Origin of the sequence: Paenarthrobacter sp. AMU7 (genome assembly GCF_041200195.1) — a bacterium.
Classification (GTDB): Bacteria; Actinomycetota; Actinomycetes; order Actinomycetales; family Micrococcaceae; genus Arthrobacter.
Genome location: NZ_CP165735.1, coordinates 343238 through 358315 on the forward strand (window position 1 = coordinate 343238; position 15078 = coordinate 358315).

11 protein-coding genes are annotated in these 15078 nt (G+C 64.8%); 2 read left to right on the forward strand and 9 right to left on the reverse strand.

From position 1 onward, the window contains the following. Window positions 1-52: 52 nt before the first annotated feature. Genes atzF through ABQM86_RS01670 form a run of 5 tightly spaced genes read right to left on the reverse strand, consistent with a single transcriptional unit; the run spans window position 53 to window position 8792 of the window. Entirely contained in the window at window positions 53-1960 is a 1908-nt protein-coding gene (atzF, locus tag ABQM86_RS01650) for an allophanate hydrolase (RefSeq protein WP_369745778.1), read from the reverse strand. Beyond that, window positions 1957-5661: an urea carboxylase gene (uca, locus tag ABQM86_RS01655; RefSeq protein WP_369745779.1), complete on the reverse strand. Its 3705-nt coding sequence runs from the start codon at window positions 5659-5661 to the stop codon at window positions 1957-1959. Before uca ends, atzF begins: the two co-directional genes overlap by 4 nt. Further along, window positions 5658-6314, reverse strand: coding sequence for an urea amidolyase associated protein UAAP2 (locus ABQM86_RS01660; RefSeq protein ID WP_280625812.1), 657 nt, complete (start codon window positions 6312-6314; stop codon window positions 5658-5660). Before ABQM86_RS01660 ends, uca begins: the two co-directional genes overlap by 4 nt. Further along, window positions 6311-7198 (reverse strand): urea amidolyase associated protein UAAP1, encoded by an 888-nt coding sequence (locus ABQM86_RS01665; protein ID WP_369745780.1) that lies wholly within the window; start codon window positions 7196-7198, stop codon window positions 6311-6313. Before ABQM86_RS01665 ends, ABQM86_RS01660 begins: the two co-directional genes overlap by 4 nt. A gap of 52 nt (window positions 7199-7250) precedes the next feature. Then, window positions 7251-8792 carry an amino acid permease gene (locus tag ABQM86_RS01670; protein WP_369745781.1) on the reverse strand — a complete coding sequence of 514 codons (1542 nt, stop codon included), beginning with the start codon at window positions 8790-8792 and terminating at the stop codon, window positions 7251-7253. Window positions 8793-9019: 227 nt separating this feature from the next. Here ABQM86_RS01670 and ABQM86_RS01675 point away from each other — a divergent pair, with 227 nt between their 5' ends. Continuing rightward, on the forward strand, window positions 9020-9745 hold the full coding sequence (locus ABQM86_RS01675) for a TetR/AcrR family transcriptional regulator (RefSeq protein ID WP_369745782.1): 726 nt from the start codon (window positions 9020-9022) through the stop codon (window positions 9743-9745). Here the strand turns inward: ABQM86_RS01675 and ABQM86_RS01680 are convergent. Genes ABQM86_RS01680 through ABQM86_RS01695 form a run of 4 tightly spaced genes read right to left on the reverse strand, consistent with a single transcriptional unit; the run spans window position 9742 to window position 13676 of the window. Next, the gene (locus ABQM86_RS01680; protein WP_207595769.1) at window positions 9742-10365 is read right to left on the reverse strand and encodes a Pr6Pr family membrane protein; all 624 of its coding nucleotides are present in this window, start codon (window positions 10363-10365) and stop codon (window positions 9742-9744) included. The two genes, ABQM86_RS01675 and ABQM86_RS01680, sit on opposite strands and share 4 nt — an antisense overlap. 54 nt (window positions 10366-10419) lie before the next feature. Continuing rightward, window positions 10420-11793 (reverse strand): DNA repair protein RadA, encoded by a 1374-nt coding sequence (gene radA, locus ABQM86_RS01685; RefSeq protein ID WP_207595770.1) that lies wholly within the window; start codon window positions 11791-11793, stop codon window positions 10420-10422. Between the two features lie 32 nt (window positions 11794-11825). After that, a complete protein-coding gene (locus ABQM86_RS01690; protein ID WP_369745783.1) occupies window positions 11826-12524 on the reverse strand; it encodes a phosphatase PAP2 family protein in 699 nt (232 codons plus the stop codon). A 24-nt stretch (window positions 12525-12548) separates the two neighbouring features. Continuing rightward, the gene (locus ABQM86_RS01695; protein ID WP_369745784.1) at window positions 12549-13676 is read right to left on the reverse strand and encodes an aromatic acid exporter family protein; all 1128 of its coding nucleotides are present in this window, start codon (window positions 13674-13676) and stop codon (window positions 12549-12551) included. 247 nt (window positions 13677-13923) lie between these two features. Here ABQM86_RS01695 and pstS point away from each other — a divergent pair, with 247 nt between their 5' ends. Beyond that, a complete protein-coding gene (gene pstS, locus ABQM86_RS01700) occupies window positions 13924-15045 on the forward strand; it encodes a phosphate ABC transporter substrate-binding protein PstS (protein WP_207595772.1) in 1122 nt (373 codons plus the stop codon). The last annotated feature ends 33 nt before the right edge of the window (window positions 15046-15078 follow it).

Here is a 15078-nt window from a genome sequence, read left to right on the forward strand (position 1 = left end):
TTTGGCGGCTGATTGGCGGAAACCCTATTTCCCCCAACCAGCCGCCTGCCAGCTAGTGCTGGCCCCGCCCAAGCCCGGTCAGCAAAGCGCCATCGGCCTCGCGCCACAAGCCGTTGCTTCCTGCTGCAGCAGCGTTTTCCTCCAGGTATTTAATCCAATCGTGGTACTCGGTAATGTCCCGTCCCTCTGCCGCGGCCACAGCGTCGCAGGCAAAACCCACCGCTCTGCTGCCATCGTCCAGCGTGATGGACCCCAGCAACATGGGTTCGGGCAGCTCGGCCAGGAAGGACCCGAGCGCAGCCTCAGACAGCAGCCATCTCTCAGCAACCAGCCCGGCTCCGCGCGCCGAACGAACCACTCCGGGCTTGGGCGGAGTGGTCTCCAAAGCCACCATCCGGTACTGCGCCGCGGTGGTCACCGGGCCGTCCCAGAAGGCTCCACGCCCTTCGAGCTCCGCCGCCAGCGGCTGCCCCTTCCGATGCGCCCCCACCACTACGAGGGGAACGACGACGGCTCCCGCAGCAACGGGCCACGGGGCCTTGGGAGCCGAGGACTGGGCGGCTGCGGGCCCTGCCGCGGCACCCGCGGCGAACAGTTCCGGCAGCTCCGGGGTGAGCTCGATCCGACGCGCGATATCCGCAGCCACCCCGTCCTCGAAGGTCCGGGCAACCACCGTCAGGCCGAACTGGGAGGTACTGCCTGTTTCAACGCCGTCTGTTTCGGTGACGGTGCCCGCCGGTACGGCAACAGCGCTGAGATCGAAGAGGTTGCAGAAATTGGTATAGGTGCCCATTCGGGAGTTGACCCCCACCGGATCGGCCGACACCTCTGCCAACGTCGGATGGAACGGTGCCGTGGGGACAACCAAGGCGTCGAATCCGTCCAGGCGCTCCATGGCTTGGCGCTTGAGTTGCTCCAACGCCGCGGTGTCCGCGACGTACCGGTGTGCGGGAACCTGGCCTGCGGCGCTGATGATGCCGGCGACTGTGGGGTCCAGTGCTGCGGGCACGCCGCCGGACTGGCCTGCCCCGTCCGAAGCACCTACCCCGCCCAATGTCGCCGAATCAATGAAGCTGCCGACGGCGGCGTAGCGTTCGGCTACCAATCCGCCGTCGTACAGCAGCCGGGCTGCCTGGAGGAAGACGTCCAGGTCGATGGGTTCCGCTACCACTCCTGTGGACCGCAGCCGCTCAACCTGCGCCTGGAATTCCGCCGCCCACGCCTCCGGGAGCGCCGGTAGAGCAGCGGGATAGGCCACCCGAGGGGTGGACGGTGCCGCAACTTTCACGTCGGTGGGCCAGGTGCGGCCCTGCCCGGCCATGATGCCCATGGCGAGCTCGGCAGTGGCGAGATCGCGGGCGAAGATCGTGGCGGTATCCCAGGAACGGCATGCCGGGACCACACCTTCGGTGGACACAACGCCCAAGGTCGGTTTGATCCCCACGATTCCCTGCAGCGCGGCGGGAATCCTGCCCGAACCCGCGGTGTCCGTGCCGATGGCAAGGTCCACAAGGCCCAACGCCACCGCCACGGCAGATCCCGAACTGGAGCCTCCCGAGATCCTCTCGGGACGCCTCGAATCACGGACAGCACCATACGGGCTGCGGGTACCCACCAGGCCCGTGGCGAACTGGTCCAGATTGGTGGCCCCGAGCACCAGAGCGCCCGCAGCGCGCAGCCGGGCGACCGGCACCGCATCCCGGGCGGGTACGTCACCAAAGCCGGGGCAGGCCGCCGTCGTGGTTATACCGGCAACATCCACGTTGTTCTTCACGGCGAGCAGGAGACCGGCTAGCGGCAGGTTCCCACCGGCCGCCACGGCGGCATCAATCCGGGCCGCCTCCGCGAGCAGTTCTTCCCGCCCGCGCAGGTGGATCCAGATTTCGGGACGGTCGACGGCGTCAATCGCCTCGAGCGCCGAAAGTACCCGAGCAACTGTGGTTCCGGTGGGACTGGTCATGATGCGCTTCCCTCCAAGACGAGTGCGGGTTCCCGGACGTCCACTGGTTCCAGGACCACCAGCGCCTCACCAGCCACCACTTGAGCACCGGCAGCGGGCAGGACCTGTTGGACCAGGCCATCCACCGGAGCCTGGATGACCGTCTCCATCTTCATCGCCTCAAGGGAAACCAGCGATTGGCCGGCCACCACCAGGTCTCCGGGTTCCACGTCCACTTTCCAGACGCTTGCCGCGAACGGCGACGTCACCAGGGTGCCGCCGTCGGGAACAACAACGTCGTCGGCCGGCGGGGCCAGCGAAACGGCCTGCTCGGCACGATCGAACTCGCCGGCGTCTTCCCAGGCCTGGCGCTCCACGGCGAAAGCCGCCGCCTGGGTCTCGCGGAATTCCGCGATGGAGACGCTGTTGCGTTCCAGGAATTCCTCATGTTCTGCAAGTGAGAACGTGCCGTCCTGGATCTCCACACCACGGCCACGGCCAGCAGCCATGTCGGCGCGGAGGTCCAACAGTTCCTCGGGACTGACGGGGTACCAGGAAATACGGTCGAAGAACCGGAGCAGCCAAGGCGAACCCGGCTCAAACGGCGCCGAATCCGCGTAGCGCGACCAAACCTGGGTGGTGCGGCCAACGAACTGGTATCCACCGGGACCTTCCATGCCGTAAATGCACATGTAGGCTCCGCCGATGCCCACGGCGTTCTCCGGCGTCCAAGTGCGGGCAGGGTTGTATTTGGTGGTCACCAGCCTGTGCCGCGGATCCAACGGTGTTGCCACCGGTGCTCCTAGGTACACATCACCCAGTCCCAGGACGAGGTACTCCGCGTTGAACACCGTATCGAAGACATCGTTGACGGAGTCCAAACCGTTGATGCGCCGGATGAACTCGATGTTCCATGGGCACCAGGGGGCGTCGTCGCGGACACCGGCCATGTAGCGCTCGATTGCCTCACGGGTAGCGGGATCGTCCCAGGACAAGGGCAGGCGAACGCTGCGGCTGGGCACCACCAGCTCCGAGCTTGCAGGGAGTGCGGCCTCTATTTCCTGCACCAGGCCCAACAGCTTTGAGGTGGGAAGGACGGAGGGATCGGCTTTGATCTGCAGGGAACGGATACCTGGCGTCAGATCCACGATGCCCCCGACTGCGAGACGCTCGAGTTCCTGGTGCAGGGCGTGGACACGGGCGCGGAGGCCAAGATCCAGCACCATGTCTCCGTACTCCACCAAAAGGTTGTCGTCACCGGAGCGGCGGTAGGTGACAGCAGGCCGTCCGTCGCCTTCGGGCACCCGGCCCAGCACGCCGTCGTCGCCGTCTCCGCGGAGCAACTCGGCCGTGCCTGATGCCGTGCCGGAAGCCGTGCCGGTGCCCGTGGTGAAACCGGTGCTACCTGGCAGAATCAGCTGCCTCGCAGCACCGAGTTCTTTGACGGAAGGCGCCTCAACCGAGCGGATGGGCACAAAGCGGACCTTATCGCCTGGACGGAGTTGGCCCAGCTTCCAGCGCTCGCCGGTTACTACGGTGACGGGGCAGACGAAACCGCCCAGGCTGGGACCATCAGGGCCCAGGAGAATGGGGGTGTCGCCGGTGAAGTCCAAGGCACCTACCGAATAGGCGGTGTCGTGGATGTTGGAGGGGTGAAGTCCGGCCTCTCCGCCGTCATTGCGTGCCCAGCGCGGTTTGGGGCCGACCAGGCGGACGCCGGTTCGGGCGGAGTTGAAGTGGACCTCGTATTCGGCGGCGTACAGCTCCTCGATGTCTTCGCGTTGGAAGAAGTCCGGTGCACCGTGTGGCCCCTCCACCACTTTCAGCTCCCAATCCGTGGTGAGGGCCGGGCGGCTCTCCACGGGAACCGGGCCGGGGACGGTCTCGGGGAGGTGACCGGTGACGGTGCGGAGCACATCGCCGGCCCGCAGGACGCGGCCGCCATGGCCGCCGAACTGGCCCAATGTGAAGGTTGATGCGCTGCCCAGATACCGGGGAACATCCAGCCCACCTTCGAACAGGATGTATCCCCTCAGCCCGGATCCGTCGGCTGATCCGACGTCCAGGAGGCCGTTCTCCGGGACAGTGATGGGCTCCCACGCAGCGGCTGGCTTGCCGTCGACTGTTACCGTGACGTCCGCGCCGGTGACGCACACGGTGGTGGCGTGAGTGAAACGGAGCGCAGGGCCGGCCATGGTGAATTCCAGGCCAGGTGCGCCCTCCGGATTGCCCAGCGCGGTGTTGCCCAGCCGGAACGACAAATCATCCATGGGTCCACTCGGCGGCACTCCGATCTGCCAGAGCCCGGTCCTGCCCGGCCAATCCTGCACGCTGGTCTGGAGGCCCGGCCGTTCAACGGTGATCCGCGGTTCCGGATCGCCCACGGTGTTCAGGGTTCCGGTGGAATGCTGCGCGGCACGGACCACATCCATCCCGGCCACGGCACGCAGCATGCCCAGGTTGGTCTCGATGCCATCAATGCGGGTTTCCGCCAACGCGGCAGCCAGTGCGTCGAAGGCGGCGTCGCGGGTTGAACCGGACGTGATGACCTTGCCCAGCAGGGGATCGTAACTGGTGGAGACTTCGCTGCCGGTCTCCACCCAGGCGTCAATGCGCACGACGTCGGAGGCCGGGTACTGCGCGTTGGTGACCGTTCCGGCGCTGGGCTGGAAGTTGCGGGCCGGGTCTTCTGCGTAGATACGGGCTTCCACGGCATGACCTGCAACGGGCACACTGTCCGGCACGCCATCAAGCACCGGCTCATTCCGGGCAAGGTTCAGCATCCACTCCACCAAGTCAACGCCGGTGATGGCTTCGGTGACGGGGTGCTCTACTTGCAGCCGCGCGTTGACTTCCAGGAAGGATGCTTCCCGGCGGACGGGATCGTAGACGAATTCCACTGTGCCTGCCGAGCGGTAGCCCACGGAGGCGCAGAGCGCGCGGGAGCTTCGGTGCAGTTCCTCCCGCAGCGCGTCGGGGAGGTCCGGTGCGGGGGCTTCTTCGAGCACTTTCTGGTGTCGGCGCTGCAGCGAGCAGTCACGGTCTCCAAGGCTCACCACGCGGCCCTCACCGTCGCCGAACACCTGGACTTCCACGTGGCGGGCGTGTTCGATGTAGCGTTCGGCAAAGACGCCCGCCGTTCCAAAGCTGGAGCTGGCCAGGCGCGCAACCCGGGAGTAGTTGTCGCGGAGTTCGGCTTCGTCGCGGCAGACGGCCATGCCGATGCCACCGCCACCCCCGGTTGCCTTGAGCATGAGTGGGTAGCCGATGATCTCCGCTGCTGCGACGGCTTCGTCCAGGTCCTCCAAGAGGCCGGATCCCGCGATCATGGGAACGCCGGCGCGTTGGGCGGCATCACGGGCGGTGTGCTTGGTGCCGAAGATCCGGAGCTGTTCCGGGGTGGGCCCCACAAAGACCAAACCGGCTGCCTCCACGGCTTCGGCGAAGGCCGCGTCCTCGGACAGGAATCCGTAGCCGGGATGAATGGCGCCGGCCCCGGTGGCAGCCGCCGCCTTGAGGATGGCGTCAACCTTAAGATACGACTCCTTGGCGGGTGCAGGTCCCAGCAGGACAGCCTCGTCAGCGAGCTTCACATGCTTGGCGCCGCGGTCAGCTTCGGAGAAGACGGCCACCGTGCGCAGCCCGGCCTTGCGGGCGGATTCGATGATCCGGCAGGCGATCTCGCCACGGTTGGCAATGAGCAGGGTGTCGAAGTGGTTCATGAGCGGTCCTCCGGACGTGTGACGATCATGCGCACCGGCGTGGGGTTGAAGCCGTTGCAGGGGTTATTGATTTGGGGGCAGTTGGACACCAGCACCAGTGTGTCCACCTCGGCGCGGAGGGCCACACGCTTTCCGGGTGCGGACAGCCCGTCCACGATGCCCAGGGCGCCGTCGGGATCCACCGGCACGTTCATGAACCAGTTGATGTTGGACACGAGGTCCTTCTTGCCGAGGTCCCACTTGGCACCTTCAATGAGGAAGTTCTCCACGCACGCATGCTGTTCATGGGTGTGTTGGCCGTAGCGGAGTGTGTTGGATTCCTGGGAGCAGGCGCCGCCGATGGTGTCGTGGACGCCAACCTCGTCCGCCACCACCGTCATGAGTTCCTGGCCGCTGTCGGCGCGGAGAACTGAGCCAGTGGTGAGGAAGATCGAGCCCTGGCTCGCGATGGTCACGGCGGCGGAGTAACGCGTACTCGTGTCCTGGGCCGCGTAGAGAATGCAGTCAACGGCTTGGTTGCCGTCGAGGTCCACAATGGTGAGCACGTCGCCGGCAGCAATCACGGCGGACCACGGACCACGGGCTTCCACCAGCTCGTCCACTACGACCCGGCCAGCGACCAGTGCGGGGCTCATTTCTGCGATGGCGTTCATGCGGAGGTCCTTGCGTTGTAGTCGAGTTCGGTGTTGTGGAGGGCCAGACGTCCCTCTGGGCCCAGGTCTACGTTGAGGGTTCCGCTTTTGAGGGCTTCAAGGTCCTGCGGAGCCTGCCAGGCCACGATGTCCACGGCGCTTCCCGTGAATTCCGGACGCGGGTCCAGCGGGTGGGCGGTATTGGCCAGTACCAGCACTGCGTCCATGTGGAGGAGAAGTTCGACGGCGGCTCCGGCACCGGCGCTGCCGGCGAACGTGATGCTGCCGTCCCGCTCCACGGTGACGCCCTTGAAGAACGACACCGACGGAGGGAGTTCTTTCTGGCTGATGCCATGCTTCATGCCGCCCAGGGTCAGCAATTCACGGCCGGCCGGTGACAGGCTGTGGGCTGATCCGGCACCGTACTTGGCGGTGTTTCCGGCCAGGTGGGTGGTGCCGGTGAGGGCATCATGCTGACCTGAGGAATCGGCCACTACGGTGGCCATGAGACGGCCGGCGTCGGAGAGAAGCGGGTGGCCTGTGGTCATGTAGGCCTGCCAGGGGACTTTGACCGTATCCGCGACGTTGAGCCGCTCGTGCTGGGCACCACTCCGGATGAGGACAGCGTGAACGCAGGCATCGCCGTCGAGGTCTGTGATCCTGATGCGCGTCCCGCGGACCAGTTCCAGGTGGGTGTAGCGGCCGAAGGAAAGTGTCTCCGCCCACGTCAGGGAGTCCTTTGCATCCGCCGGGAGGCCCTCGATCAAACGTGTCGGGGCCGTAGCCGGCGGGACATGGATCATGGTCTCGGCCGTGCGCCCGTGCTGGGCCCGTGCGTGCAGTTTGGCGCCGGCAGTTGTGGCTGTGCCGTTTTCAGAGGTGTGTGTTTCAAGAGTCTGGGTCATGGCAGTCATTTCTGTACTGGTGCTGGTTCTGGACGGTCTGGTGCTGGCGGGGTCAGGCGGCGTTGGTGGATTCCGCGGCGATTGCGGCCTTGTTCTCCCGAACCCGGATGTTCCTGCGGACCCAGAGGCCCAGGAGCAGGACGGCGCCCACCATGATGGGAGCGGAGAAGAGCAGGATCCCGTGTTCGCCGGAGGGGTCGTACACCTCGGGGCGGGGCCAGGAGAGGTTGATGACCATCAGGGCGCCGTAGAGCACGGCCAGGATGTTGACTGGCAAGCCCCACCGGCCCAGTGAGAAGAGTCCGGCCGGCATGGTCTGGCCCACCTGGTCCCAGTCACCCCGGAAGCGGCTGAGCAGTTGCGGGACAGTGACCATCAGGTACGCCAGGTACACCATCACGATGCACACGCTGCAGAGGGTGGTGAAGAGCGCGGAGTTGCCGATGTTGATGGCGAGGATGCCCACAGCCAGGGCGCCGATCGCGATGGAAGGCCACATGGGGGTCCCGCGCTTGGGGTGGACTTTCGAGAGCCGGGCCGAGGCTGGCAGCTTGCCGTCGCGGGCCATGGAGAACACCAGGCGTGAACCGGCCGTTTGGATGGCCAGGGTGCAGACAAAGATGGCGATTGCCACGTCCACCAGCAGCACCTTGCCCCAGAACGTACCCAACACGGCTGTCAGCACGTAGGGGAGTCCCTCGGTGGCGAGCCTGCCGTCGTCGAGGCTTGGCGCTGCCATCAGTGCCGCGATAATCATGAGTCCGCCGCCAACGCCTGAGATGATCAGCGCCGAGAGGATGGTGCGCGGTGCGGTCTTGCGGGGGTTCTTGGTTTCCTCCGAGAGTTCGCCGGCGGAGTTGAAGCCGACCATCACATACGCGGCCATCAAACCGGAGACCAGGAAGGCACCCACGGCACCAAGGTCCGAGGTAGTGACCACACTGACGTCGGCTACCACACCCGGGCCACGCTGCGCCGCTGAGAACAGGGCAAGGATTACTGCGGCGACGCCCACAATCTCACAGGTGACGCCGATGGAGTTCACATGGGACATGAGCTTCACGCCAAGGCAGTTGATCACGGTGGTGATCACCAGGAGGACGGCACCGAGGATTACTGCATTGGCTGCGCCCGTGGGAGATGTCAGTGTGGGGTCGCCTCCCACCAGCTGGAATCCGACCCACAGCTGGGGGAGTACCACTTGGAGCGCAATGGCTGCTGCGGCAGCAGTGATGACCTGGGCGATGGACATGAACCAGCCGGCGAACCAGCCCACCACTTCGCCGCCCATACGGCGCGACCACTGGTAGACAGCACCGGACAACGGGTATCTGGCGGCGAGCTCAGCGAAGTTCAGGGCTACCAGAAGTTGGCCGACCAAGACCACGGGCCACGTCCAAAAGAAGGCCGGGCCGGCAAAGGAGTAGCCGAAGGCGAAGAGTTGGAAGATGGTGGTGAGGATGGAGACGAATGAAAAACCTGCGGCGAACGACGCGTAGCGGCCCAGCTTGCGGTGCAGCGTGGGCTCGTAGCCAAGTGCTGTCAGGTCTGCATCGTCGGTGCGGTGGGTCGCCGTCGAAAGGGTTGAAGTCATCGGGTTTCTCCGTGTCTGGAACGGGATGTGGAACCAGCCCGGAGAGGTTTTGACTGCCTGTCCGGAATATCGGTCACTTGATAGTTTTCCAGCGGGGTGTCCCCATGGCGTTTCGGCAATGTAAAGCCTTGGTTACCGCTCGTTTCAAGCGTGTAAAGGAAATCTCACCACCCCGGCAGTACGCCGTGAACAGGCTCTTTGGTGTTGCGGCGATGCAAGAATGAGGTGTGACTACAACCGGACCGGGACGCCCCCGCAAGCAGCAAGCTGTACGCCCGGGAGCCACTGCACGCGACGAAATCCTGGATGCCGCAGCCGAACTCTTTACCAGCCAAGGATTCGCCAATACGTCCACACGGGCCATTGCCGACGCCGTCGGAATCCGACAATCGTCGCTGTATCACCACTTCTCCACCAAGGACGAGATCCTGGGCGAACTACTCGGCGGGACAGTGTCCACCAGCCTGGCGTTCGCCCGCGCTGTGAAAGACGGTTCCGAAGAAACCGGGCAGGAGTTGGATCCCGCGGCACGACTGCACGCAGTGGTCCTGTTCGACGGCTTGCAGCTCTGCACTTCCCGTTGGAACCTCGGGGTGCTCTACCACCTGCCGGAGGCCAGGGCGGAAGTTTTCCAACCATTCATGGCAGCACGGCAGGAACTCCGGACCATTTACGGAGACTTGGGACGGGAACTGACGGCGCTCTCCGACGCAGACCCGGGCCTGGGCGACACCGCCTTTCGGCTGGTCGAGTCACTGATCAATCTGCGCGCGGACGGGCTGATCGCAACGGACTCGGCGTCCACTACGGCCGATACGGTGATGATCCTGGCCGGCCTCAGGCAAAAGATTCAGGCGGTGAGGGATGCCAGCAGCGAACTCATCAGCCGGTATGGCGAGGCAAACCATCGTGGAGAAGCCTCTGAGCCGGCGCTCGCAGCGGAAAGTGCCTAGTAATCCACCTGGCGCTTGAGTTTGTTACCCAGCCACAGCATCGCCAGGCTCACCACCAGGAAGCCAACGGAGATGGCGAGTGCGAACACCACCACACCGCCCCAACCGCCGGCTCGGGCCGGGTCGATGAACCAGTAGGGGTACCAGTTCACCAGGGCGCCACGGACCAGGCTGTAGACCAGGTAGCCAACGGGGTAGAGCAGCCAGTACCAAACGTGTTTGAGCTGCAGAGTTGCCCGGGGCGGTTGGAAGAGCCAATCAGCCACCATCACCACGGGGATCAAGTAATGGACCACAAAGTTGACCCACGGCAACAGCGAGCCGAGGTCCTCGCCGGCCAGCAAAGCACCAAAAACCAGGCCCACCACGGCCATGGCGATGGTGGCAGTGCCGCGAGTGACATCGTCAGCTTCTGTAGGCCGCTTCCGGATCAGCACCCGGTATCCGCTGATCAGCAGCACCAGTGCGGCGAAGATGTTGGACAGGTTGGTGAAATAGCTGAAGAAGTTCCAGAGGTCATAGCCCATGCCCAAATGGACCGTCAGCTGGGTTCCCACCGCCACCAACGTCAAAAGCCCAAAGAAAAAGCGTCCCCCAATAAGCACATTCCGTTTGGTCATGCTTCCCATCCTTGCCGACCGTATGCCCCGAACGGCCCCGACACCCCGGAATGGCTACGTGATCAGCAATTCCAGTGCCTCGGCAAGATGGCCAACCTCCCGCACCGAGAAGCCGTCCGGAATCACACCGGCACCCGCAGGGCTGGCCGGAACAATAGCGTGCGTGAACCCGAGCCGGTGTGCTTCCTGGATGCGCTGGTTGATACCGGGAACAGGGCGGACTTCACCAGCCAGGCCCACCTCGCCGAAGGCAATCAGACGCTGGGGGAGAGCCTTCCGGGCCTTGGCCGACGCTACGGCCAGGGCAACAGCGAGGTCCGTCGCCGGTTCCGTGAGCTTCACACCGCCCACCGTTGCCACGTAGGAATCGTCCTTGTGCAGCATGCAGCCGGCGCGCTGCTGCAGGACCGCCAGAAGCATGGCAACGCGTGAGCTCTCCAGGCCGCTGGTGGCACGGCGTGGTTGCGAATTGGCGCTCTCGGCAAGAAGGGATTGAACCTCTGCCAGCAGCGGCCTGCGACCCTCCATGGTCACCGTAATACAGGTGCCTGAAACGGGCTCACGGGTCCGCGAAACGAACAGCCCGCTGGGATCAGCCAATCCCTCGATGCCGGCCTCGTTCAGGTCAAAGCAGCCGACGTCGTCCGTGGCGCCATAGCGGTTCTTCACAGCCCGGAGCAGGCGCAGGCGCGAATGGCGCTCGCCTTCGAATTGGCACACGACGTCCACCAGGTGTTCCAGCAGCCGCGGCCCGGCGATGGTCCCTTCCTTGGTCACATGCCCCACCAAGAGCGTGGTCATGTTGCGCCGCTTGGCTGCGGCAATGATCGACGCAGCAACTTCACGCACCTGCGAAACTCCGCCGGCGCTGCCCTCCACGTCGGCACTGCTCAAGGTCTGCACGGAGTCCACGATCAGCAGCTTGGGCTCAAGCTTCTCCACCTGTCCCAGTGCCTGCCCAAGATCAGTTTCGGCAGAAAGATAAAGGGTGTGCGCTACAGCGTCGATCCGCTCCGCGCGGAGCTTGACCTGCGCCGCAGACTCTTCTCCGGTGATGTAGAGGACGTCCTGGCCGGTGCGCGCGAACTTCGCCGCCACGTCCAACAGCAGCGTGGACTTCCCGACGCCGGGTTCCCCAGCGAGCAGAATGACGGCACCCGGCACGAGCCCTCCTCCGAGGACACGGTCCAGCTCATCCACGCCCGTGGGCAGGAAGGCTGCGGTGGTGCCATCCACCTCAGCGATACGGCGGGCCGGCGCCAAAACTGTAGCGGCCGCCGTCGTGCGCGCTACCGTGGCGCCGTACTCCTCAACGGTTCCCCACGCCTGGCACTCGCCGCAGCGGCCCACCCATTTGATGGCGGTCCAGCCGCATTCGGCACACTTGTAGGCGGGTGTTTTTGATGCGCGGGACGTCTTGGAAGCCATGGGTTCAAGCGTAGTGGCGGGGACTGACAGTATTAGCCGCGCCGGCCGCCGTGACGGGCCGCGTCCACAAAAACCGCAATGCCCGTCACCCCAAGCGCAAGCCCAAGGGAAGCGACTACGTCCGTGAGCCAGTGGTAGCCAAGGTAGATCCGGCTGCAGGCAACCAACAGTGTCAAGAGAGCGGCACCGCAGAAGGCGAGGACCGCCGTCGCACGTGAGCCGGAACGCGAGACGAGCAGGTAAGTGAGGACAAGCGCGAAGATCCCGGCACCGAGCGTGTGGCCGGAGGGGAATGACAGTGCGTCGTCGGGGCCCAGGAGAACATCGGACGACGGCGGACCGGAGCGCCCCACATCCTGTTTCACCACCGCGGACAGGATGGCGGCAAACGCCATGGCGCCCAACAGGACAGCCGGCCGCCAGAGTTCCTTCTTCCATATCGTCCATACTGCGGCCACCGCCACACCAATGATGGTGATCCACAAGGGTGAGGTCACGGTGGTGACTGCCGTAAGGAGGGCGGTGAGCAAGGGGTTGCGCGAATCAACCATGAAGCTGTGGACCGCGCCGTCTACAGTGGCAAGCCCGGTCTCGGACAGCACGGCGGCGAACATGAGCCAGAAGATGGCGTCCCCGGCCACCAGCAAAATGCCTGCCCACAGGAACAAGGGCCGCTGCCGGAGCTTGAGCGCCGGTGCAGCCCGGAAGTGCACGGAAAAGGCAGGGGTCATCGGTTCATTCTTCCTCGGCGGAGGCTACAGTGCCGGAAGCACCGCGCGGGCTTCTTCCGGTTCCATGCCGCTCGCTTCCAGCAGGTCCACCATGAGGGGACGGAACAGCATGACCACGGTTTCGCCTTCGAGCCTTTGGACATCCAGCATCTTGGGGTGCAAGCGCGTGGCGATATCCGAGAGGTCGTTCCGGGCGCGGCGCAGATGAACCCGCCGCGTCCCTTCGCTTTGCTCCGACAATCCGATGGTCATCTCGTCGATCGCGGCGGCGGTTTCCTGCAGGACTTCGGAGATACTGTCGATCGCTTCATCGGACAGCGCGGCATGGTTGATGGCGCTGGTGAGCCGCCGCGCAAACACCCGGCTGTTACGCAGAGCCAGATCGATGTACTCCAGGGAGTGCTCCAGGCCGGCCAGTTCGTCGCGGTGCCGCCGGTGCGCGGGAGCCAGGGTTGCCACTTCGCCCGAGGCGCGAAGCGTCTGCCGCATCCGGTCCACCAAAGGCTGGCAGTTGCGGCCGCGGATCAGGGCATGCCAGGCGATGGTGGAATCGCTTTCGGTCAGGGCCTTGCCGCATTCGCGCAGCACTTCGGCGAGTTCATGCAGGATCTTCTGGACATCCTTGCGGGGCTCCCGCCGCGGGTCTTTCGGTACCAGGATGGTCACCAGCAGCGCAAAAACGCCACCGATTACAGCGTCCAGACTGCGCGTAAAGGGCCCACCGGCCGGTGCCGGCAGCAGCACCACCAGCAAGGACTGCAGGCCCAGTTGAGTGGTGAAAATGGTTCCACTGTCCAGGAACCTGGCAAGGAGGATGGAGAAAAGAAGCACGACGGCGGCCTGCCAGATCCCAGCGCCCAGCCAGTGGAGCAGCAGGTCACCAACAACGATGCCCAGGGTGCAGCCGAGGCCCACCTCGATCACCCGGCGCAGGCGCGGATCACGGGAAAAGCCAAGGGCAATCAACGAGGAAGTAGCCGCGAACAGTGGGCCTTGGTGGCCCAGCACATATTCGGCGAAAGCGTAGGCACCCACGGCGCACACGGTCATCTGGATGGCCGGCGTCAACGAATTCCGGCTGCGGACCAAACCCGTCCGGACTCTGGCACGCAGGAACCTCTTGCTTGCAGAAAATCCTTTCGCGGCAGCCATGTCGTCCAGTCTATTTGCCCGGCCCGGGTTCCGACGAAGGCGCAAACCGCATCCCGGGTGCCGCTCAAGGTGGCGCGCGCCACATAACCCAATGGTCCGCCGTCGTTCACCTTCTGTTCACCTTTCACTGCAGATCCCGTTACCTGCGCTCCTTACCTTCAGTAAAGGAACAAAAGGTCCTCAGCTCGCGCACGCCGAAATCTCCGTTCGGCCCGCATCGAAGAATCCCTGGAAGGGGCACATCCAAGTGAAGGCAACTCACTTCGGCCGCAACGCGGCAATCGCGGTCATCGCAGCCGGCGCTCTCGCGCTCACTGCTTGCGGTTCAGACAACGCAACGAACACGCCTGCTGGTACCCAGTCGGCAGCGTCCGGCCCCAAGGTCACCGGCACCCTGACCGGCATTGGCGCTTCCTCCACCGGCGCAGCCATGGACGCATGGAAGGCCGGCTTCTCTGCCGCCAACTCCGGTGCCACTGTGCAGTACTCCCCGGACGGTTCCGGCGCAGGCCGCAAGGCCATCATCGACGGCTCGGCACAGTTCGCCGGCTCGGACGCGTACCTGAAGGACGAGGAGCTTGAGAGCTCCAAGGCCAAGTGCGGCCCCGACGGCGCCATCAACATCCCGGTGTACATCTCCCCGATCGCTGTTGCCTTCAACATTCCGGACGTCAAGGAATTGAAGCTCGACGCCGCCACGGTTGCCAAGATCTTCCGCGGCGAAATCGCCAACTGGAACGATCCCGCCATCGCCGCCCTCAACGAAGGCGTCACCCTGCCGGACCTCAAGGTCACCCCGGTCAACCGCTCTGACGACTCCGGCACCACCACCAACTTCACCGACTACCTCGCAGCTGCTGCTCCCGAGGTTTGGACGGACAAGGCTGCCGGCATCTGGCCCGCAACCCTGGCCGGCGAAAACGCCAAGGGCACCTCCGGCGTCGTCAAGACCGTCACCGACACCCCGGGTGCCGTGACCTACGCTGATGACTCCGCCGTTTCCGGCAAGCTGGGCACCGCCTCCATCAAGGTGGGCGAGGAATTCGTCAAGATCTCCGCCGAAGCTGCTGCCAAGGCTGTCGAAGCCGGCAAGCCCGTTGACGGCCGCGCCGCAAACGACGTCGCCATCAAGCTGGACCGCAAGACCACCGAATCGGGCGCCTACCCTGTAGTCCTCGTTTCGTACCACGTAGTTTGCACCACCTACGAGACCAAGGAAGTTGCTGACCTGGTCAAGGCCTTCGAAAGCTACGTCGTTTCCGACGAAGGACAGAAGACCGCTGCTGACGCCGCCAAGTCCGCGCCGCTGTCCAAGACGCTGCAGGAAAAGGCCACGGCCGCTATCGAAACCATCAAGGCCAAGTCCTAAGGTTTCCCGGCGGGTTTGCTGACCCGGCTGAAC